Origin of the sequence: Pseudorhodoplanes sp. (assembly GCF_046289595.1) — a bacterium.
Classification (GTDB): domain Bacteria; phylum Pseudomonadota; class Alphaproteobacteria; order Rhizobiales; family Xanthobacteraceae; genus Pseudorhodoplanes.
Genome location: NZ_JBKBVB010000081.1, coordinates 1 through 20,299 on the forward strand (window position 1 = coordinate 1; position 20,299 = coordinate 20,299).

The following is a 20,299-nucleotide window of genomic DNA, read 5'->3' on the forward strand; positions in this document are numbered from 1 at the left end:
TCTTGTCCGAGACCCGCTTCTTCTTGTGCAGTTCGGCTATGAAATCGTAGATCGCGCGCTCCTGTTTGCTCAGGCGCGGATTGCGCCCGGTCCGCAGCGCGTCGATCGTGGCGGCTTTGACGCCCGCCTTTTGGGCGATCGGCGCGTGAATCCAGAATTCATATTGCGAGCGCCAAAAGCGGGCCAGCATCAGGATAGTGAACTCCGACAGCGCAGGCGGCACCGATGTCCGGTAGCGGCAGAAGGCCCCGAGCTTCTGCGCCAGATCGCCGTATTCGGGGGCCTGCAGAAACACGGCAAACGGTCCGCCCAGGACGCCTGAGCCCCGGCTTTTGCGGATATCGGCGAGCAACTCGCGCTGCTTTGCAGAAAGGTCGTCTTCTTCCGGAATCGAAAGGCGGGGCAATGGCGGCTTCTTCTTCGCGGGCTTGCGCATCGATGTGAACTTCCTGGTTCGTTTCTTGCGAATGCGCTTCTCGCATGCCGGCGCATCGCTCGCAAAGCCGTGCCTTGACGGGTGAGGGGGGAATTTCCACTCTCCCGAAGATAAAACCAAGGTCCGGGAGGACGCCATGAACGACATGGCCACGCGCTTCGAGCCCAATCTGGCGCGCTACGAAGCGCTGATGGATACCGTGCGCAACCGCCTGACCACCCGGCAATTCCGCACAGACATTGCGGTGCCGCGGGAGCATATCGAGATGGTCCTGGAGGCCGCACGGCACGGGCCGTCGGGAGCGAACGCCCAGCCCTGGCACTATATCGTCGTGACCGAGCCGGCGGTGAAAAAGCAGATCGCCGACTATTTCGTGGACGAGCAGCGCAAGCGTGCCAAGATGAGAATGAAATTCCCGACCCCGAATTACCGCGGGCTCGAAACCGCGCCCGGTTTTGTTGTGGTGGCCGCCGATTTCCGGTTCGTGCGCGCCTTTCCGGTGCTGATGGATGGTTCCGATCTCGACAAGCAATATCAGGCCAATGCCGAGCGGATATTGCTGCAAAGCGTAGCCGCATCCACCATGTCGGCGCATCTTGCCGCGGCCGCGCTCGGCTATCAGGTGTGGTGGGTGACCGCGATCGGGCAGGAGGACGCGCAGGCCGCGCTGAAACCTCTGCTCGGCGTGCCGGACGAGCTGTCGATCATCGACATCATGCTGTTCGGCGTGCCGGCAAAGGCGCCCTACAAGCGCTGGAAAAAGACGCTGCCGCAGATTATGAGCTTCGACCGGTTTGACATGACGAATTTCATGACGACCGAGCAGATCGACGAATGGGTGCGCGAGCATCGCCATAAGGTGATGTATCGCGACGAAGCGAAGATCGACTGAAGCATCCGCAAGGTTTCGGCCGCGTGATTTTGCCGGGGACCGGCGCCTGCGGTAAGACTGCGCCGGTCCATGCCGGGCCAGCCAGATCGCCTGGAGAGCCGCATGCCCGCCGAACGCTTCGATTTCCTCAATGACCGTGGCGAGCGGCTGTCTGCTTTGCTCGATCTCCCGGTGGGCAAGCCCCGCACCTATGCGCTCTTCGCCCATTGCTTCACCTGCGGCAAGGACATCCATGCGGCAAAACGCATTGCGGCGGGACTGACTGCGCTCGGCATCGCGGTGCTGCGTTTCGACTTTACCGGACTTGGATCGAGCGAGGGCGAATTTGCCAACACCACGTTTTCCTCCAACGTGTCCGACCTGATCGCGGCGGCACGGCATATGCGCGAGCAGAGGAACGGACCCGCACTCCTGATCGGGCACAGCCTCGGGGGCGCTGCGATCCTCGCTGCGGCACAGGAAATCCCGGAGGCCCGCGCGGTCGTGACCATTGCCGCACCCGCCGACCCGGCGCATGTCACCCATCTGTTCAGCAATCAGGTCGACAAGATCCGCGAGGCCGGCGAACTCGAAGTCTCGCTCGGCGGACGCCCTTTCCGGATCACGCGCGCGTTTCTGGACGATATCGAATCGCACAAACAGGCCGAGCGCATCGCGAAGCTGCGCAAGGCCTTGCTGATCTTTCATTCTCCGACCGACGAGATCGTCGGCATCGACAACGCGACGGCAATGTTTGTCGCGGCGAAGCATCCCAAGAGCTTCGTGTCGCTGGCCGGGGCCGACCATCTCCTGAGCCGCAAGGAAGATGCCGCTTACGTCGCCAACGTTATTGCGGCCTGGGCCGAGCGCTATCTCGATATGCCGGCGCTGATGGAGCATGTCGAAGCCGCGTCGGGCGGCGTGACGGTTACCGAGACCGGACAGGGCAAGTTCCAGCAAACGATCCGGGCCGGACGTCACAGCCTGATCGCGGACGAGCCGCTGGCGCAGGGCGGGCTCGATTCAGGACCGACACCTTACGACCTGGTGCTGGCTGGACTGGGCGCATGCACGTCAATGACGCTGCGTCTCTATGCCGATCACAAGGGGCTGCCGCTTGATCGCGTGTCGGTTGAGCTGAAGCATTCGCGTATCCATGCCGCTGATTGCGAAGCCTGCGAGACCAAAGAGGGCAAGGTCGACCGTATCGACCGCGTGGTCTCGCTGACCGGACAACTCGACGCAGATCAGCGCAAGCGGCTCCTCGAAATCGCCGACAAATGCCCGGTGCACCGCACGCTCACATCCGAGATCGATATTCGAACCATTGAGAGTGGCTGATTTCCAGCGGAGGACGCGCATGGCAGACACGATCATGTACCACGACGGCAATCGCCGTCTGCAGGACCAGTTCGATTCCCGGCGCATTTCGGACCGTCTCGAAGAGAAGCTGACACGGACGGCGTTCACTGCCGACGACAAGGCATTCATCGAGAGCGTCGTCTATTTCTTTATCGCGACGGCCGATGCGCAAGGCCGCCCCGACTGCTCGTTCAAGGGAGGTCCGGCCGGCTTTGTGCGTGTGACAGGCGACTCCGAGCTCGCCTTTCCGGACTATGACGGCAATGGGATGTTCAAGAGCCTCGGCAACGCGCTGGTCAATCCGAATGTCGGTCTTCTGTTCATCGCACTGCACGGCAAGCCGAGGCGTCTGCGCGTCAATGGCACGGCAATAGTCAGCCGCGACGATCCGCTGCTATCAAAGACGATCGGGGCGCAACTCATGGTGCGCGTACAGGCGAGGGCGATCTTTCCGAACTGCCCGCGCTATATCCCGGAGATGACCCTGGCCGCGCCGTCGGTTTATACCCCAAGGCCGGGCTGCGACCCGGTTGAGCCCGGATGGAAATCGTTCGACGACTTCAGGGACTATGTGCATCCGCGCCAGCCGACGGCGCGGGAGTGATGCTCATGCCTCGCCGAACACGCGCCGGAAAATCGTGTCGACGTGCTTGAAGTGATAGCCGAGGTCGAAATTTTCCTCGATCTCGGCGGCGCTCATCTTCGCGGTGACGCGCGGGTCGGCCTTCAGGAAAGCCAGAAAATCTCCTTCGCCGCGCCAGACCTTCATCGCGTTGTCCTGCACGATCCGGTAGGCGTCCTCACGCGACACGCCCTTGTTGGTCAGCGCAATCAGAACGCGCTGCGAATGCACAAGGCCGCCGAGCCGGTCGAGATTTTTCTGCATGTTCTCCGGATACACGACCAGCTTGTCGATCACGCCGGCAAGGCGGTTGAGCGCAAAATCGAGCGTCACGGTGGCATCGGGTCCGATCATGCGCTCGACCGAGGAATGCGAAATATCACGCTCGTGCCAGAGCGCGACGTTTTCCATCGCCGGCAATGCATAGGCGCGCACCATGCGGGCGAGGCCGGTGATGTTCTCGGTGAGCACCGGATTGCGCTTGTGCGGCATCGCCGACGAGCCCTTCTGGCCCTGCGAGAAGAACTCCTCGGCTTCCAGCACCTCTGTCCGTTGCAGGTGCCGGATTTCGATCGCCAGCCGCTCCATCGACGAGGCGATGACGCCGAGGGTGGCGAAATACATGGCGTGCCGGTCGCGCGGGATCACCTGGGTCGAGACCGGCTCAGGCGTAAGCCCCATCGCCTTTGCGACATGCGCTTCCACCCGCGGGTCGATCTGAGCGAAGGTGCCCACCGCGCCCGAAATCGCACAGGTCGCGATCTCCTTGCGGGCTGCGATCAGCCGTGTCCTGGCGCGGTCGAATTCGGCATAGGCCTGGGCGAGCTTCAGTCCGAAGGTCACGGGCTCGGCATGGATGCCGTGCGAGCGGCCGATGGTGGGCGTCAGCTTGTGTTCGAAAGCCCGTCGCTTCAGTGCGGCGAGGAGCCGGTCGATATCGGCGATCAGAATGTCGCTCGCGCGTGCGAGCTGGACCGAGAGGCAGGTATCGAGCACGTCCGACGAGGTCATGCCCTGATGCACGAAGCGCGCCTCGGGGCCGACGATTTCGGCGAGATGGGTCAGGAAGGCGATGACGTCGTGCTTGACCTCGGCCTCGATGTCGTCGATCCGCGCCACGTCGAAAGTCGCGGCGCTGCCCTTCTCGCGGATGATCTTTGCGGCCTCCTTCGGGATCAGGCCGAGGTCCGCCATGGCGTCGGCCGCATGCGATTCGATTTCGAACCAGATGCGGAATTTGGTCTCGGGCGACCAAATGGCCGCCATTTCGGGACGCGTATAGCGCGGGATCATGGGTCGCTCGCGGGATGGATGCGGTCCGTCGCGTAACACGCGACGGCGGCGCGGCAAACCCCGCCGGCAGGCGTTCGGGCGGTTTTCACAGCCTTAGCTGCGCCGCCGTCCGGTCAGCGGAACAGCCCGTAGGTTTCCCACTGATCCTCGGGGATCGGATCGCCGATCTTGTAGCTGAAGCTGGACACCGACTTGTGGTCGGCCGTGGCCTCGCACGTGAACGAATACCGGTACCACTGGCCCTTGCTGCGGAATGCGCCGCCATTGCCGGTCATGGTGCTGCCTTTGATGTCGGGCGCGGAGAGGGCATAGGTGATGGCGCGGTCAGGCCGGAACGACTTGTCGTCCTTGCGGACCCGCGCCATCGCCTCCATCGCGCAGACCTGATCCAGCCGGGTCATGGGATCGAGGGTATCGAGCCGCTTTTCGACGCGCTTGTTTGCGGCATCGGCCGTCGCTGCGAATCCGGCCGTCAGGCACACCACGAGGACGATCTGCATCATTTCGGAAGTCCGGACCTTTCGGGAGAGCGGTTGATTCGGCGGGAGGGATCTTAGGCCGTCAGCGGCTCTTGCGTGCAGCGTCGAGCCGGTTGGCGGCCTCCTGCGGATCGGCCAGATCGCGCAAGGCCAGCTTGCCGGTATAGTCGACATCGCGGAGCTTTGTGGGCATCCCCGAGGCGAAGTATAGATGCCCGCCTTTGCCGCCTGCGGCCATGATCTCCAGTGTCGCATCCATCCGCTCGAACGGACAACTGACGAGGCTCGGACGCCAGCCGTCATGGACGATGAGCGCGCGGCGGTCGGTAATCGCATAGATTGTATAGCGCGTGTCGATCGCCACGATGATCGGCGCGAGCAGCATCGCGATCCCAACGCTCGCGAGCGGCAGCGCGACCGCAGGCGAGGCCCGGCCCGCAAAATACAGGCTGAGCGTTCCCGCGCACCAGGGGATGCCGATCCACCACAGGAACATCTTGTTGCGCAGCGCTACCCCGATATCGGGCCGTACCGCATAGAGAATGCGCTCGCCAGGCTCCAGCTTGCCGGCGAGCAGGCTCAGCGCATGGCCCGGCGCGATCACGCCGCTTCGCCTCGCACCAACGCCGCCGCGTTGCGGATTGCCGCGATATTTTCACGATAGGCGGAGGCGCCGCCCTTGAACACGGCTGAGCCCGCCACCAGTACATTGGCGCCGGCGGCCGCGACCTTCGGCGCGGTTTCGGCGGTGATGCCGCCGTCCACTTCGATATCGATCGGGCGCGCTCCGATCATCGTGCGGATGCGCGCGACTTTCTCGGCCGCGGCCGGAATGAAAGCCTGCCCGCCGAAGCCCGGATTGACCGACATGACCAGGACCAGGTCGACCAGATCGAGCACATGCTCGATGGTGCTTTCCGGCGTTGCCGGATTCATGGTGACACCCGCCTTCTTGCCGAGCGCGCGCACGGTCTGCAGCGAGCGGTGGAGGTGAGGTCCGGCTTCGACATGGACGGTGATGATATCGGCGCCGGCCTTGGCGAAGGCTTCGAGATGCGGATCGACCGGCGCGATCATCAGATGCACGTCGAAAATCTTGCTCGAATAGGGCCGCATCGCCTTCACGGCGTCCGGGCCGAAAGTGATGTTCGGCACGAAATGGCCGTCCATCACGTCGAGATGGATCCAGTCGGCGCCGGCGGCGTCGACGGCGCGGACTTCTTCGCCAAGCCTGGAGAAGTCGGAGGCAAGAATCGATGGCGCGATCAGGAGCGGGCGGGTCATTCGGACTGCCTAGCACCCCCCTTACCGACGGGCAACGAAGCTCAAACCCGGCTGTTAATTCTTCGTGCCAGCGGGTCGAGCAGGAAGGGAGCGAAATAGATCGGGAATTGGGCCATCGCGTAGTAGAACCAGACCAGATCCGGTAACACGCTGCCGGCTGCCGCCAGCATCAGGCCGGTATTGCGCTGGGACGTCATCAGGCCGAGCGCGAAGGCGTCGCGCCATCCGGCGGGCGAAAACACCATCACGGTCAGAGCCAGCATTGCGATGCCGACACCGAAGGCGAGGGCGAAGAGGCCGATTGCGAGCAAAGGATCGGCAAGGCTGCGCGCCGCCACGTCATGCATCAGGGCGCAGCAGAACACCAGCAGCAGCAGCACGCTCAATCCGTCAAGCTCCGCGCGCCGTCGGGCGATGAAATCCGTTCCGGCAAGGCGCCGGATGATATTTGCAATCAGGGCCGCGCCCGCCAGCATCGCGAACAGCGTCAGTCCCAGGTCCACCGGCGACAGGCTGATAGCGCCGTCCGCGAATACGCGCACGAACATCGGGGCAGAGAGGGCGATCAGCAAGGTGCAGCCGACCAGTGCGGTCAGCACCAGGGCCGCGTCGAGGCCCATGATCGCCGCAATGGCCGGCGAGGACATCATCGGAATGCTGGCAGCCTGCAGCAGCAGCGCCAGATACAGCACTGGCGATTGGTGCTTGAACCCTACGAGCCAATAAAGCCCGATCAGCAGCACCGGCTGCGCCAGCATGACCCAGATACTCGCAGCAATGACGAGGCCGGGCCGGGCGAGACGTGCATGGATGGCGCGCGGATCGACGCGCAGGAATGTCAGCACCAGCAGCAGAAACACCGATGCCGGCAGAAGCGGCTTGACGACGCCCAGCGCGGGCACCGAAACGCCGATGATCACCACCGCCGCGACCGCGCGGGTTCCCTGCCGGCCGAGCCAGGCAAGCGCGGCAAGACCTGGTGCGAGTAGACCTGCGTCAAAAAAGAGCATGGCCGGTCATACGCGAGGCCGGTCGCGCAATCCATATTTCTGTGGCATTCAATCGCGCCGTCGCAGCACCGGCGCGGCGGCAGCTCAGTTCTGGGGACCACATGGCTCGTACCGATGCGATCGTTCTTGGCGCCGGGATCGTCGGCGTATCCGCCGCGATCCACCTCGCGAAGCGGGGCCTTGCCGTGGCGCTGGTCGACCGCGGCGGGCCGGGCGAGGAGACCTCCTATGGCAATGCCGGAATCATCGAGGGCAATACCTATTTCCCGTATCCGTTTCCGACCAAGCTGACGGCACTCCTGAAGATCGCGTTCAAGCAGGCGCCCGAAGCGAATTATCATCTGTCCCATTTGCCAAAGCTTGCGCCCTGGCTGTTCGCCTATCTGCGGCATTCGAGCGGAGAGGCGATGCTCGAATTCGCAACCAAGATGCGCCCGCTCTTCGCCGCCGCCATCGCCGAGCATGAGGCGCTGATGCGGGAGGCGGGCGCCGAACGCTATCTGCGCACCAATGGCTGGCTGAAGATCTACCGCACGACCCGCGCCTTCGACGAAGCCAAGTCCGACCTCGACGCGATTGCGGCGGCGGGACTTTCATTCGAGCGGCTTGACGTAGACGGCGCGATGGCGCTCGAGCCCGGCCTGTCGCCGGTTTTCGAGCGCGGCATTTTCTGGCCGCAGGCGGCAAGCGTCAGCAATCCGCTTGCTGTGACCCGCGCCTATGTCGATCTGTTCCGGTCGCTTGGCGGCGTGACGCTCACCGGCGACGCCCGTTCGCTGCACCGCGCCAATGGCCGCTGGCGGGTGGATACGTCCGAAGGTCCGGTCGATGCCGCGAGCGCGGTTGTGACGCTCGGTCCCTGGGCGCCGGAATTGCTCGACCCGCTCGGCATAAAACTACCGCTTGAGGTCAAGCGCGGCTATCACCGGCACTTCCGGCCGCTCGGCAACAAGGGGCTGAACCGGCCCGTGCTCGATGCCGAGGTCGGCTATGCCGTGGTGCCGATGGAGCAGGGGCTGCGGCTGACCACCGGCGCCGAATTTGCGCATCGCGACGCGCGTCCCACGCCGGTGCAGTTCGATCGCCTGATGCCGCAGGCCCGCGCCCTGTTTCCGATTGGGGATCCCATTGAGGCCGAACCCTGGATGGGCCGGCGGCCATGTTTTCCGGATTCGATGCCGGTGGTTGGCCGGGCGCCGGGCCAGCCCGGGCTTTGGCTAGATTATGGCCATGCCCATTGGGGCCTGACGCTCGGCCCGGCCTGTGGCCGTCTGCTCGCCGAGATGATGACGGGCGCTGAGCCCTTCACCGATCCTGTGCCGTACAGCGCCGAGCGGTTCTCGCGCTAATGCCGCGTCTGTTGCGGCAGTCCGGTCAATTCGCGAAAGCGGTAACGGCCGCGGATCGCGATGCTGAAAAATGCAGCGGGTGAGGGTGACTTCCGGAAGGCTGCGTAAAGCTGCGGCGGCACGTTGCTATACGCGAAGGCTCGTCCCGATCGGAAGGTGATCTGCAATTCGCGCCGGTCGGGATTATAAGCCGCGTCGCGGATTCCTGCCGTCTCCGATTGCGGCCCACGCAACAGGCTTGACGGGATCGGCCTCAGATTCACCGGCATGATCGCTTGCTCCGCGGCGATTATCGTCATGCCGGCAACCCCCAAGAACGGGCGCGGTTCGATCATCCTGCCAGCATGGTTTATCGGTTGAATTTTAGGCGAACTTGTCGCGCCACGCGGGCAGCGTGCCGGCAAAAGGCAATGCAGTCGCTTCGTACACGGCGCGGGCCACGGCGCGAGCCAGCACATTGGCGGCGAGCGCGCCAAGCGACGTCAGCGCGATCAACGGATCGGGCAGGTGGGTCTTCCCGGTTGCGGCGGCAAACACGATGTCGCCGTCGAGCGGCGTGTGCACCGGATAGATTGCGCGCGCAAAGCCGGTCTGCGCGATCACAGCAAGACGGTGGCATTGCGCCTTGGTCAGCAGGGCGTCGGTTGCGACGAGCGCGATGGTCGTGGACTGACCCGGCCCGCCGCCCTTGAGACGCAAGGCGCGTTCGCTTTCGCCAAAGCGTGCCGGCCAGCCGCGCCCGCCGAACTCGCCGTCCTGTTCGAACGGCGACGCCCAGAAATGCGGACCGTCGCCGATGGTGACATTGCCGACAGCATTGACGATGACGATGGCGCCGACCGTGATGCCCTCGCGCGTCCTCGCAGAGGCCGAACCGATACCACCTTTGAGGGTGGCGGTCGTTGCGCCAAGGCCGCCGCCGGTGCTGCCGAGCGCGAAGTCGAGAGCCGCCGCCGATGCCGCGCGATAGCCGAGCTCGCGGTAGGGCGAAAAGCGCCCCCATTGCTTGTCGCCGCCGGCCAGGAGATCGAAAACGATCGCGCCCGGCACGATCGGCACGCGTGCGCCGCCGACCGGGAAGCCGCGGCCGCGCTCATGCAACCAGCCCTGAACGCCCGAGGCCGCGTCAAGACCAAACGCCGATCCTCCGGACAGCACGATCGCGTCCACCCGCTCGACGGTGGAGTGGGCCGCCAGCAGCTCGGTTTCACGCGAGCCAGGCCCCCCGCCGCGCAGATCGACAGACGCAACAGCCGGTTCGTCGAACACGATGGCGGTGGAACCAGAGCCAAGCGCCGGGTCGTCGGCATGGCCGACCTTCAAACCGGCGACATCGGTGAGGAGGTTGCGCACAAGGCATCTCCAGAACAAGTCAGCGGCGGGCCTGACCCCGCGGGTCCGTTGATTGTCTTCGAAAGGATGGATCGCCGGGTCAAGTCCCGCGACGGCACATGGCGGCGAAATCCCGCCCGGCCGGTCACATCATGGCGAGGTGGCCCCGCCGTGCTTGCAGGAGCCGTCTGAGCCATGCACAACCGCCGCCATGCCGGACGTGTCCATCCTCGCCGCCCTGTTCGCGGGCCTGATCAGCTTCCTGTCGCCGTGCGTGTTGCCGCTGGTGCCTCCCTACCTTGTGTACCTGGCGGGCACGTCGCTCGAGCGCTTTGCCGACGCGGAACCGGAACCGCAGGTCCGGCGCGAGACCGTTGTCGCGGCTGGCCTGTTTGTGGCCGGATTCTCCACCGTCTTCATTGCGCTCGGGGCGAGCGCGACTCTGATCGGCGGCCTCTTGCGGGCCTATTCGGATGTGCTGGCGACCGTCGCCGGGATCGCCATCATCCTGATGGGACTGCATTTCCTCGGGCTGACCCGGATCAGCTTCCTGCTTCGGGAAAAGCGGCTCGGCATGGCAAAGCCGATCGGGCTGTGGGGTGCCTACGCGATGGGGCTCGCCTTCGCATTCGGCTGGACGCCCTGTATCGGGCCGATCCTTGCCGCCATCCTCGCGGTGGCGGCGTCCGAGGCAACGGTGGCGAAGGGTGCTGGCCTGCTCGCTGTCTACTCGCTCGGTCTCGGCATCCCCTTCGTGCTCGCAGCTTTCGCCGCCGAGCCTTTCGCCGCATTCATGTCGCGGTTTCGTTCGCATATGCAGAAGGTCGAGATGGCCATGGGCGGCCTCCTGGTCTTGACCGGGATCATGTTTCTCACCGGCGGCATCACGACCATGAGTTTCTGGTTGCTGGAATTGTTTCCGGCTCTGGGCCGGATCGGGTGAACCGCGCCTGCGGGACTATGCGAGGCAAGGCGCATGGACCGCTTCGCGGTCGCTGCCCATAAGCTGATCGAATCATCGGGATTGACAACCAAGGAGACCGTAGGCGATGGCCATGACCCGCAAGGAAGAAGAGCGCGCGCTGAGTGCCGATGAGCGCGAGCTCGTCGAGAAGAGCCACCATCCGGCGCTGCAGGAATTGTCCGACCAGGAGCTGGCCGATCTCGTCAAATTGGTGCGCGAGCGGCGCGACAAGGCCAAGACCAATGCCAACCAGCGCCGCCGTGAAATGCGGGGCAAAGGCGCACCCAAGGGTGCAACGCCGTCCAAATCCGACGTCGGCTCTAAGGCGAAGCTCGCCGTCCTCGCCATGGCGGTGCGCCGTCTCAACAGCGAGGTCGAACGGCGGCGCCGGCTGATGGCCGCGGTCTCCCAGGTCGAAGCTGCGCGCAAGGCGCTCGATATGAAGCAGGCGAGCGAAGAGAAGGGCGGGGGCGGAGCGCCCTTCAACAGCCGGACCGCCCATCGCGGCATGCGCAATGTTGCAAGCAGCAAGCGCCAGAATCTGATGCGGCCGATGGAGCTCGGACGCCAGCGCAAGGCCGCTGCGGTCGCGCAGGCTAAACGCGATGCGCGATGAACTGCACGATTTTCGTGCAGAACCGGATGAACAGCACGATGTCATGCCGCTTCGTTTACGTTGACATCGTGCTGTCACCGGACGCGGGCAGCGCTTAAACCAATCGTTGATCCACGGCGGCTATGAACGGGGCTGGAGGCGGCGATGGACAACCAGCTGCAGATATCCGCTCATGCCTGAAATCCGTATCGAACCCGTCAAGGAGCGCCCGCCATTCGAGCGGATTGCGTTGCTGCTGCAGGGCGGCGGCGCGCTCGGCTCCTATCAGGCCGGCGTCTATCAGGCGCTGGCGGAAGCCGATCTGCACCCCGATTGCGTCGCCGGCATTTCCATCGGCGCCATCAACGCCGCTCTGATTGCAGGCAACCCGCCGGAACGGCGCGTTGCGGCATTGCGGCGCTTCTGGGAGACGATCACCGAGCCGCCGCCATGCGCCCTGCCGCTGGCGACACCGCTGTGGGATTTCGCGGCAACCGGCGGCGACATGATGCATCTCGCCGTCAATCGGGCCTATGCGCTGAGCAATGTACTGGGCGGCGCGCCGGGGTTCTTCGTTCCCCGCCCGCTGCCGTTCTACCTGTGGCCGGGCCGGCGCCCGGAGGTCGAGAGCTTCTACGATATCAGTCCGTTGCGCGAGACGCTGCAATCGCTGGTGGACTTTGACCGGATCAACGCGAGGGAGCTGCGGTTGTGCGTCGGCGCCGTGAATGTGCGCTCGGGCAACATGCGCTATTTCGATTCCGACGAGGAAGCGATTACCCCGGACCATATCATCGCGAGCGGGTCGCTGCCTCCCGGCTTTCCGGCGACCAGGATCGGCGACGATTACTACTGGGACGGCGGGCTGTTGTCGAATACGCCGCTCGAATGGGTGCTCGGCACGCGCCCGCGCAAGGACACGCTGGCGTTTCAGGTCGATCTGTGGAGTGCGACGGGAGAATTGCCGCAGGACATCATCGGCCTCGATGTGCGGCAGAAGGAAATCCGTTATTCGAGCCGCACGCGCGCCAATACCGACCAGTTCAAGAAGATGCAGCGGCTGCGCCGCGCCGCGTTGCGGCTGTTGCAGATGGTTCCGGACCAGGAGCTTTTGAACAACGATCCGGAGCTTTCGTTGCTGCGCAGCGAAGCCGACGAGACAGTCTACAATATCGTCCACCTTATCTACCGCTCCAAGCAATATGAAGGCACGTCAAAGGACTTCCTGTTTTCGCGCGGGATGATGGAGGAGCATTGGGCCGCCGGCTACGCCGACACGGCTCGGACGCTCAGCAGTCCCGAGGTGCTGCAGCGTCCGTCGGCGAAGGACGGCGTTGCGACTTTTGATAAAGTTGGCGCCTGACCCTTACCGAAACGATTGAGCAGCGAGCCATCCCATGAACATTGCCGACGTCAAGGCGAAAGCCTTCGCCATGCCGCTGAACGATCCGGCCTATCCGAAGCCGCCGTATAAGTTCTACAACCGGGAATTCGTGGTCATCACCTATCGCACCGATCCGGAGAAGCTGCGCGAGGTGGTGCCGGAGCCGCTGGAAGTGGCGGGCGACACCGTCGCCTATGAGTTCATCCGCATGCCGGATTCGACCGGCTTCGGCGACTATACCGAGACCGGGCAGGTGATTCCGGTCCGCTTCACGACGCCGTCCGGCGAGGTCCAGGAGGGCGGCTATGTCCACGCCATGTATCTCGACGACAATTCGCCGATCGCGGGCGGGCGCGAAATCTGGGGCTTCCCGAAGAAGCTCGCGAGCCCGAAAATCTCACATGAGCAGGAGACTTTGGTCGGCACGCTGCATTACGGCTCGGTGCTCTGCGTGACTGCCACCATGGGCTACAAGCATCGCGAATTGCCGCTTGATCCGCTCAAGAAGGCCATGGCGAAGCCCGCTTTCATGATCAAGATCATCCCGCATGTCGACTGCACGCCGCGCATCTGCGAACTCGTGCGCTATTACATGGAGGACGTGACGCTGAAGGGCGCGTGGACCGGACCGGCCGCGCTGCAATTGTTCGATCATGCGATGTGCGACGTGAACCGGCTGCCGGTACGCGAGGTGGTGTCCGGTACGCACTACATTGCAGATCTGACGCTTGGCCTCGGCGAGGTCGTGTATGACTACCTGAAATAGGACGAAAGGATATTGCGATGGCGCGTTTCAACAAAAGAGTAGCGATGGTGACCGGTGCTGCAAGTGGCATCGGCAAGGAAATCGCGCTGCGGTTTGCCGCCGAGGGCGGCATTCCCGTCATCGCCGATCTCAATCTCGACGCGGCACAGGCGACTGCAAACGAGATCAAATCCAAACACGGCGACGCCTTTGCGGTATCGATGGACGTCACCGACGAGGCTCAGGTCGAGAAGGGTGTGGCCGATACCGTCGCAAAATACGGCAAGATCGATATCCTGGTCAGCAATGCCGGAATCCAGATCGTGCACCCATTTGTGGACTTTCCCTATTCGGACTGGAAGAAGCTGCTCGCGATCCATCTCGACGGCGCGTTCCTCACCACCAAGGCTTGCCTCAAGCACATGTATGCCGCGAAATATGGCCGCGTGATCTATATGGGCTCGGTGCATTCCAAGGAGGCCTCGAAGCTGAAGGCGCCCTATGTGACCGCCAAGCACGGCCTGATCGGGCTTGCCAAGGTGCTGGCCAAGGAAGGCGCGGAATACAACGTCACCGCCAATGTTGTGTGTCCCGGATTTGTGCGCACGCCGCTGGTCGAGAAGCAGATTCCGGAACAGGCGCAGCAGCTCGGCATCACCGAAGAGCAGGTGATCAAGAACGTCATGCTGAAGGAAACGGTGGACGGCGAATTCACCACCACCGATGACGTCGCCGATGCCGTGCTGTTCTTTGCGGCTGCCACAAACAACGTCATGACCGGCCAGTCGCTGGTGGTCAGCCACGGCTGGTTCATGCAGTAGGCTGGCACGGATGCCCGGCCCCAAGGCCGGGCATCGCGGCGTTACGACACCACGACGGTCAGCTTCTTCGCCGCGCGGGTGATCCCGGTATAGAGCCAGCGCGCGCGGCTGTCGGGGAAGGCAAAGCTTTCGTCGAACAAGACCACGTCATCCCATTGCGAGCCTTGCGCCTTGTGCACAGTCAGCACATAGCCGTAATCGAACTCGTCGTATTTCTTGCGCTGTGCCCAGTCGAAATCCTCGATGCCGCCGAGGAAGCATTCGCGGCGGACCGAAACCTTGACGCCCTTGATGCCGAGAACAGCACCGGACAGATCGGTGTCCGGCATGATCCGCATGGTGATGATGCTTTTCGACTTGCCGACGCCGCGCTCCTTCACCGTCCACAATCCGCCATTGAACAGGCCTTTCTTGCGGTTGTTGCGCAGGCAGACGAGCTTGTCGCCGGCGACTGGGAGGCCTTCCTCGCGGCCGAGGCGCTCACGCAGCCGGGTGTTGTAGGCGCGCCGGGTGTTGTTGCGGCCGACCAGGATCTGATCGGTCTCGATCACGCGGTCCGGATCGAAATCGCTGCGCAGCACCACCTCGCTGTCGCCGTAGCGGCCGGGATCGAGCCGCAGGCCGTCGCGCGCGAGCATCGAGAGCCGGACGATCGGGTCGTCTTTGGCCTGGCGATGCACCTCGGTCAGCATGGCGTCCGGTTCGGCCGAGGTGAAAAATCCCGCGCCCTGGATCGGCGGCAATTGCGCCGGATCGCCCAGCACAAGGACGGGAATGCCAAAGGAAAGGAGGTCGCGGCCCAGTTCGGCATCGACCATTGAGCATTCGTCGATCACGATCAGCTTCGCCTTGGAGGCGGGCGCCTCGTCCCACAATTCGAAGCTCGGTGTCTCCTCGCCGCTCTCGCGCGTTTTGTAGATCAGCGAGTGGATGGTGGAGGCCCCGGCGCAGCCCTTGGCGCGCATCACCAGAGCGGCCTTTCCGGTGAAGGCGGCGTAGGACACCTTGCCCTCGACGCTTTCGGCCAGATGGCGGGCGAGTGTGGTCTTGCCGGTGCCGGCATAGCCGAACAGCCGGAAGACCTGCGGGGTCGAGCCGGTGCCGGGCCTGGCTTTCAGCCAGCCGGAGACCGCGCGGAGCGCCGCGTCCTGCTGCGGGGAAAAATCGGGCATGGGGCAGGTGTAGAGTGATTTGCGGCGATGTTGAAGCGCGCAGGCGTCACCATTTGCTTTGTTCGCTCCCCCGTATGCGGCAGCCCGGTGTTTCCACTGGGGCCCCGCTTGCGCAGGGTCGAACGGAAAATGGAAAGGCCCGCGCTTTTGGCGCGGGCCCGATTGCTTCGACGCCCGAGGCCTTACGAGCCCTGCATGTTCGGCGGCAGTTCCTCGTAGGTGATCTTGCCGTCGGCGCCCTTCTTCCAGACGTAGACGACGTAGTCCGGACGCGTCACGTCGCCCTTCTTGTCAAAGGACAGTTCGCCGATCACGGTGTTGAACTTCTGGCCGGACTTGATCTGGTCGGCGACCTTCTTGGGGTCGAGCGACTTTGCGGCATCGGCCGCCTGCTTGATGACCTGCACGGCAGCATAGCTGTAGAGCGTGTAGGCCTCCGGCTCGAACTTCTTGGCGCGGAATTTCTCGATCACGGCCTTGGCTTCCGGCCGTTTGCGCGGATCCGGCGCGAAGGTCATCAGCGTGCCCTCGACGCCCGGACCGCCGATCGCGGCGAACTCGTCGGAGGTGATGCCGTCGGCGCCGAACAGCACTGCCTTCACGCCCTGGTCGCGCATCTGACGAACCAGCAGGCCGCCTTCAGTGTGCAGGCCGCCCCAATAGACCATGTCCGCGCCGGACGCCTTGATCTTGGAGACCAGTGCGGAAAAATCCTTGTCGCCGATATTGATGCCCTCGTAGAGCACTTCTTTGACGCCGCCGGCGTTGATCGCCTTGCGGGTTTCGTCGGCGAGACCCTGACCGTAGGTGGTCTTGTCATGGACGATGGCGATCTTCTTGTCCTTGGCGTGCTTGAGGATATACGCCGCGGCTACCGCGCCCTGCTGGTCGTCGCGGCCGCAGACGCGGAAGATGTTCCACATGCCGCGCTCGGTGACGCGCGGATTGGTCGAGGCCGGGGTAATCGCGAGAATGCCGTTTTCCTGATAAATTTCCGAAGTCGGCATCGTGACGCCGGAATTGAAATGACCGATCACGAACTTCACGCCCTCGGCGGAGAACTTGTTGGCGACCGAGACGCCCTGTTTCGGATCGCCGACGTCGTCGCCGACGGCGGTGGTGATTTTCTGGCCCTGGATGCCGCCGGCCTCGTTGATGTCGGCGATGGCCTGTTCGAAGCCGTTCTTGAGCTGCGCGCCAAAGGCGGCGTTCGAGCCGGTCAGCGGGCCGGCGACGCCGAACTTGACCTGTGCCTCGGCTTGGCCCGTCAACGCCACGGCAACGCCGAGCGCCAAGGTGAGCGCCGAGCCGAGCGCGGTGATCCGTTTCATTCGAAACTCCCCTGTAAAGGTTTGGCGGGTGGAAGTGCCGGATGGTCCGGCCCCGCCGCACGCCGGATTTAACGACAAAGCGCAGAAAAGGTCAGCCGGATTTGTGGGCTGCGGCGTTTGGCGCGGGCCTTTTTTTTGCCCAGTTGATCAGCCCGGCCCGCCGGTATAGCCAGCCATATTGCTCGGCCATCTGGCCCGCGCGGGTGATCCGGTAGCCAAGGAAGCCGAACAGCAGGCAGAATGCAGTATCCACGACGTAGTAATGCAGGGTCAGCAGATGACCCTCGAACAGGGCCATGTGGAAAAACCGCACCGCACCGCCAAGCAGAATCATATAGGCGGCGACCTGCCACCAGGGTCGCCAGGTCAAAGCAATGGCGCGTCCTGTCATGAAGGCGGCGCTCCCGCCCAGAATGATCGTGACCAGCAGGAAGACGAAGAAGGAGTCTTCCTCGTAGAAAAAGTGGGCGATTGCATCCATCGGTCAGGCTTCCCGGCGGCCGCCTTCGAGATAGGCAGCGCGAATTTCAGGCCGGTCAAGCAAGTCGCGCCCGGTGCCGGTCATGGTGATCTGGCCGTTGACCATCACATAGCCGCGATGCGCGAGTCTCAGCGCATGAAACGCATTCTGTTCGACCAGCAGAACGGTCAGTCCGGTGCGCTTGTTCAGATCGGCGATGATGTCGAAAATCTGCTTCACGATCAGCGGAGCGAGGCCGAGCGAAGGCTCGTCGAGCAGGAGAAGCCGCGGCCGCGACATCAGCGCGCGTGCGATCGCCAGCATCTGTTGCTCGCCGCCGGACAGCGTACCGCCACGCTGATTGATGCGCTCTTTGATCCGCGGGAACAGGTCGAACACCATTTCCAGGTCTTCGTTGAAGTGCGCGCCGCCGATCACCGCCGCGCCCATCTGCAGATTTTCCATCACCGTCATGCGAGAGAAGATGCGCCGGCCTTCCGGCGACTGCGCGATGTCGAGGCGGGCAATCTCGTGGGTCGGCATCTGGGTGATGTCGCGGCCCTCGAACAGGATCTGGCCCGACGCCGCGCGCGGATTGCCGAAGATGGTCATCATCAGCGTCGACTTGCCGGCGCCGTTGGCCCCAATCAGGGTGACGATTTCGCGCGGATAGACATCGAGATCGACGCCGCGCAGCGCGACGATGTTGCCGTACATCGTGGTGACGTTGCGGACCGCGAGCAGGGGGGTGGCGGCGGACGCGGGAGACGGTCCCATCACAGCCCGACCTCCGAGGCGACCGCTTCCATCTCCTCCTGCTCGACGCCGAGATAGGCGGCGATTACGTTCGGGTCGTTCTTGACCTCGTCGCGATTGCCCTCGGCAATCTTCTCGCCGTAATCGAGAACGACGACGTGGTCGGAAATCTGCATCACCACCGACATGTCGTGCTCGATCAAGAGTACGGACGTTTTGTGACGGTCGCGGATTGCGATCAGGAGTTCGGACAATTCCGCACTTTCGCGTGGATTGAGGCCGGCGGCCGGTTCGTCAAGGCATAGCAGAACCGGATCGGTGCACATGGCACGCGCGATTTCGAGGCGCCGCTGGTCGCCATAGGGCAGGTCGCCTGCGGGATCGTCGGCGCGCTCGACCAGATTGATGGTTTCGAGCCAATGCGCGGCCTTCTCGATCGCGGCGCGCTCGGCTTTCCGGAACGGGGTCATTCCCAGAATGCCGAGCAAGGAAAAGCCGGATGCCAGCATCAGCGGCGAATGTTGCGCCACCAGCAGATTCTCCAGAACGGTCATGCCGCGGAACAGGCGGATATTCTGGAAGGTGCGGGCGACGCGGGCCTGCCGGGCGACCGCATGATCGGGCATGCGTTCCAGCAAATAGACGGCGCCGTCCTTGATGGTGCGGCTGCGGGCGGAGCTCGCGGTCAATTCGTCGAGTTCGTCCCATGCCGCGGGATTGCCTCTCTGCAGCGCGATTCGGCCTTCCGTCGGCTGATAGAAGCCGGTGATACAGTTGAACACCGTGGTCTTGCCGGCCCCGTTCGGGCCGATCAGGGCGGTGATTTCGCCGTGCTGGGCGGCGAAGGACAAGTCGTGCACCGCAACCAGCCCACCGAAGCGCATGGTGAGATGTTCGACGCGCAACACATCCCGCGAGCTGCTCATCCGCGGCCTTCCTTGACGAATTTAGCGGAGATGGTCTTCTTTTCATGCAGGAAGGCGGTGGGCTCGCGCGTGGAGATGAGACCGCGCGGTTTCCAGATCATGATCAACACCATGGCCAGCCCGAACAGCAGCATGCGGTATTGCGTCGGGTCGAACTGGGCGCCGAAGATGGCTTTGAGGAAATCGAGGTCGCGCATGATCTCGGTGCCGCCGATCATGACGATGGCGGCGATCGCGACGCCGACCTGGCTTCCCATGCCGCCAAGGACGACCATGGCGACGATCATCGCCGATTCCATGAAGGTGAAGCTTTCCGGCGAGATGAAGCCCTGGCGCGCTGCGAAGAACGATCCGGCAAAGCCGCCGAACATCGCCCCGATGGCAAAAGCGGACAGTTTGGTTTTCGTGGTGTCGATGCCGAGTGCGCGGCACGCGATCTCGTCCTCGCGCAACGCCTCCCAGGCGCGGCCGATCGGCAGGCGCCTCAGGCGTACGGTCACGAACGCAGTCAGCAGCACGAGACACAGGATCACGTAATAAAGAAAGATGGTGCGGTAGATCGGGGAGAATTCGAGACCGAATCGTGCGGCGAATCCGTCGTCGCCGGCGGTGAACGGAATGCCGAAGAAAGTCGGACGCGGAATCCCAGAGATGCCGGCATAGCCTCCGGTCAGTTCGACCCAGTTGATCAGCACGAGCCGGATGATTTCGCCGAAGGCAAGCGTGACGATGGCGAGATAGTCGCCGCGCAACCGCAGCACCGGAAAGCCGAGCAGGATGCCCCAGAAAGCCGCCAGGATGCCGGCAAGCGGCAGCAGCACCCAGAACGAAAAGCCGAAAGTCTTTGCCAGGAGTGCGTAGGAATAGGCCCCCACCGCATAGAATGCGACGTAACCCAGATCGAGCAGGCCGGCGAGTCCGACGACGATGTTCAGGCCGAGCCCGAGCATGATGTAGATCAGAATCTGAATGCCGAAATTGTCGATCCACTTGACCGAGCCCTGCCAGCCGCCGACCGCGATCACGAAAACCGGAAACACAAAGGCAAAGCCCAGCGCAAACGGGATGGCGATCTTGGCGAATTTTGCGCGGCGTTCTGCGGCACGC

At 63.7% G+C, this 20,299-nt stretch carries 23 protein-coding genes; 9 read left to right on the forward strand and 14 right to left on the reverse strand.

Going from position 1 to position 20,299, the window contains the following annotated elements:
* Positions 1 to 436, reverse strand: a 436-nt coding sequence (locus ACK41X_RS15945) for a carboxymuconolactone decarboxylase family protein (RefSeq protein ID WP_409725273.1), incomplete at its 3' end; no start/stop codon positions are given.
* 136 nt (positions 437 to 572) lie between these two features.
* Between ACK41X_RS15945 and ACK41X_RS15950 the strand changes: the two genes are divergently transcribed.
* From ACK41X_RS15950 to ACK41X_RS15960, 3 genes are all read left to right on the forward strand, one after another.
* Complete coding sequence (locus ACK41X_RS15950; protein ID WP_409725276.1) at positions 573 to 1,328, forward strand: nitroreductase family protein; 756 nt, start codon at positions 573 to 575, stop codon at positions 1,326 to 1,328.
* 102 nt (positions 1,329 to 1,430) lie between these two features.
* The gene (locus ACK41X_RS15955; protein ID WP_409725279.1) at positions 1,431 to 2,648 is read left to right on the forward strand and encodes an alpha/beta fold hydrolase; all 1,218 of its coding nucleotides are present in this window, start codon (positions 1,431 to 1,433) and stop codon (positions 2,646 to 2,648) included.
* A gap of 19 nt (positions 2,649 to 2,667) precedes the next feature.
* Positions 2,668 to 3,273 carry a pyridoxamine 5'-phosphate oxidase family protein gene (locus tag ACK41X_RS15960; RefSeq protein ID WP_409725282.1) on the forward strand — a complete coding sequence of 202 codons (606 nt, stop codon included), beginning with the start codon at positions 2,668 to 2,670 and terminating at the stop codon, positions 3,271 to 3,273.
* A 3-nt stretch (positions 3,274 to 3,276) separates the two neighbouring features.
* On the opposite strand, the gene purB is transcribed toward ACK41X_RS15960, so the two are convergent.
* From purB to ACK41X_RS15985, 5 genes are all read right to left on the reverse strand, one after another.
* A complete protein-coding gene (gene purB / locus ACK41X_RS15965; RefSeq protein WP_409725285.1) occupies positions 3,277 to 4,584 on the reverse strand; it encodes an adenylosuccinate lyase in 1,308 nt (435 codons plus the stop codon).
* A 113-nt stretch (positions 4,585 to 4,697) separates the two neighbouring features.
* Entirely contained in the window at positions 4,698 to 5,087 is a 390-nt protein-coding gene (locus ACK41X_RS15970; RefSeq protein ID WP_409725288.1) for a DUF930 domain-containing protein, read from the reverse strand.
* A 58-nt stretch (positions 5,088 to 5,145) separates the two neighbouring features.
* Complete coding sequence (locus ACK41X_RS15975) at positions 5,146 to 5,667, reverse strand: hypothetical protein (RefSeq protein WP_409725291.1); 522 nt, start codon at positions 5,665 to 5,667, stop codon at positions 5,146 to 5,148.
* On the reverse strand, positions 5,664 to 6,347 hold the full coding sequence (gene rpe, locus ACK41X_RS15980; RefSeq protein ID WP_409725293.1) for a ribulose-phosphate 3-epimerase: 684 nt from the start codon (positions 6,345 to 6,347) through the stop codon (positions 5,664 to 5,666). The genes ACK41X_RS15975 and rpe overlap by 4 nt, the downstream gene beginning before the upstream one ends.
* 41 nt (positions 6,348 to 6,388) lie before the next feature.
* On the reverse strand, positions 6,389 to 7,357 hold the full coding sequence (locus ACK41X_RS15985) for a Na+-dependent transporter (protein ID WP_409725296.1): 969 nt from the start codon (positions 7,355 to 7,357) through the stop codon (positions 6,389 to 6,391).
* A 101-nt stretch (positions 7,358 to 7,458) separates the two neighbouring features.
* Here ACK41X_RS15985 and ACK41X_RS15990 point away from each other — a divergent pair, with 101 nt between their 5' ends.
* Positions 7,459 to 8,706 (forward strand): NAD(P)/FAD-dependent oxidoreductase, encoded by a 1,248-nt coding sequence (locus ACK41X_RS15990; RefSeq protein WP_409725299.1) that lies wholly within the window; start codon positions 7,459 to 7,461, stop codon positions 8,704 to 8,706.
* On the opposite strand, the gene ACK41X_RS15995 is transcribed toward ACK41X_RS15990, so the two are convergent.
* Together ACK41X_RS15995 and ACK41X_RS16000 are read right to left on the reverse strand one after the other, a co-directional pair.
* Positions 8,703 to 8,975 (reverse strand): KTSC domain-containing protein, encoded by a 273-nt coding sequence (locus ACK41X_RS15995; protein ID WP_409725302.1) that lies wholly within the window; start codon positions 8,973 to 8,975, stop codon positions 8,703 to 8,705. The genes ACK41X_RS15990 and ACK41X_RS15995 overlap by 4 nt on opposite strands.
* Before the next feature lie 94 nt (positions 8,976 to 9,069).
* Positions 9,070 to 10,059 carry a P1 family peptidase gene (locus ACK41X_RS16000; protein WP_409725305.1) on the reverse strand — a complete coding sequence of 330 codons (990 nt, stop codon included), beginning with the start codon at positions 10,057 to 10,059 and terminating at the stop codon, positions 9,070 to 9,072.
* A 190-nt stretch (positions 10,060 to 10,249) separates the two neighbouring features.
* Here ACK41X_RS16000 and ACK41X_RS16005 point away from each other — a divergent pair, with 190 nt between their 5' ends.
* The 5 genes from ACK41X_RS16005 to ACK41X_RS16025 all read left to right on the forward strand — a co-directional run bounded on the left by ACK41X_RS16005 (position 10,250) and on the right by ACK41X_RS16025 (position 14,547).
* Positions 10,250 to 10,981, forward strand: coding sequence for a cytochrome c biogenesis CcdA family protein (locus ACK41X_RS16005; RefSeq protein WP_409725308.1), 732 nt, complete (start codon positions 10,250 to 10,252; stop codon positions 10,979 to 10,981).
* A 106-nt stretch (positions 10,982 to 11,087) separates the two neighbouring features.
* Positions 11,088 to 11,618, forward strand: coding sequence for a hypothetical protein (locus ACK41X_RS16010; RefSeq protein ID WP_409725311.1), 531 nt, complete (start codon positions 11,088 to 11,090; stop codon positions 11,616 to 11,618).
* A 172-nt stretch (positions 11,619 to 11,790) separates the two neighbouring features.
* On the forward strand, positions 11,791 to 12,960 hold the full coding sequence (locus ACK41X_RS16015; RefSeq protein ID WP_409725313.1) for a patatin-like phospholipase family protein: 1,170 nt from the start codon (positions 11,791 to 11,793) through the stop codon (positions 12,958 to 12,960).
* Positions 12,961 to 12,994: 34 nt separating this feature from the next.
* A complete protein-coding gene (locus tag ACK41X_RS16020; RefSeq protein WP_409725316.1) occupies positions 12,995 to 13,747 on the forward strand; it encodes an acetoacetate decarboxylase in 753 nt (250 codons plus the stop codon).
* A 17-nt stretch (positions 13,748 to 13,764) separates the two neighbouring features.
* On the forward strand, positions 13,765 to 14,547 hold the full coding sequence (locus ACK41X_RS16025; RefSeq protein ID WP_409725318.1) for a 3-hydroxybutyrate dehydrogenase: 783 nt from the start codon (positions 13,765 to 13,767) through the stop codon (positions 14,545 to 14,547).
* Positions 14,548 to 14,588: 41 nt separating this feature from the next.
* On the opposite strand, the gene ACK41X_RS16030 is transcribed toward ACK41X_RS16025, so the two are convergent.
* The 6 genes from ACK41X_RS16030 to livM form a co-directional block, all read right to left on the reverse strand.
* A complete protein-coding gene (locus tag ACK41X_RS16030; RefSeq protein WP_409725319.1) occupies positions 14,589 to 15,719 on the reverse strand; it encodes an ATP-dependent RecD-like DNA helicase in 1,131 nt (376 codons plus the stop codon).
* 182 nt (positions 15,720 to 15,901) lie between these two features.
* Positions 15,902 to 17,050, reverse strand: coding sequence for a branched-chain amino acid ABC transporter substrate-binding protein (locus ACK41X_RS16035; RefSeq protein ID WP_409725322.1), 1,149 nt, complete (start codon positions 17,048 to 17,050; stop codon positions 15,902 to 15,904).
* Positions 17,051 to 17,141: 91 nt separating this feature from the next.
* A complete protein-coding gene (locus tag ACK41X_RS16040; protein ID WP_409725324.1) occupies positions 17,142 to 17,531 on the reverse strand; it encodes a DUF6867 family protein in 390 nt (129 codons plus the stop codon).
* 3 nt (positions 17,532 to 17,534) lie between these two features.
* A complete protein-coding gene (locus tag ACK41X_RS16045) occupies positions 17,535 to 18,287 on the reverse strand; it encodes an ABC transporter ATP-binding protein (protein ID WP_409725327.1) in 753 nt (250 codons plus the stop codon).
* Positions 18,287 to 19,192: an ABC transporter ATP-binding protein gene (locus ACK41X_RS16050; protein WP_409725329.1), complete on the reverse strand. Its 906-nt coding sequence runs from the start codon at positions 19,190 to 19,192 to the stop codon at positions 18,287 to 18,289. The genes ACK41X_RS16045 and ACK41X_RS16050 overlap by 1 nt, the downstream gene beginning before the upstream one ends.
* On the reverse strand, positions 19,189 to 20,299 hold a 1,111-nt coding region (livM, locus tag ACK41X_RS16055; RefSeq protein WP_409725331.1), incomplete at its 5' end, for a high-affinity branched-chain amino acid ABC transporter permease LivM. The genes ACK41X_RS16050 and livM, both read right to left, overlap by 4 nt.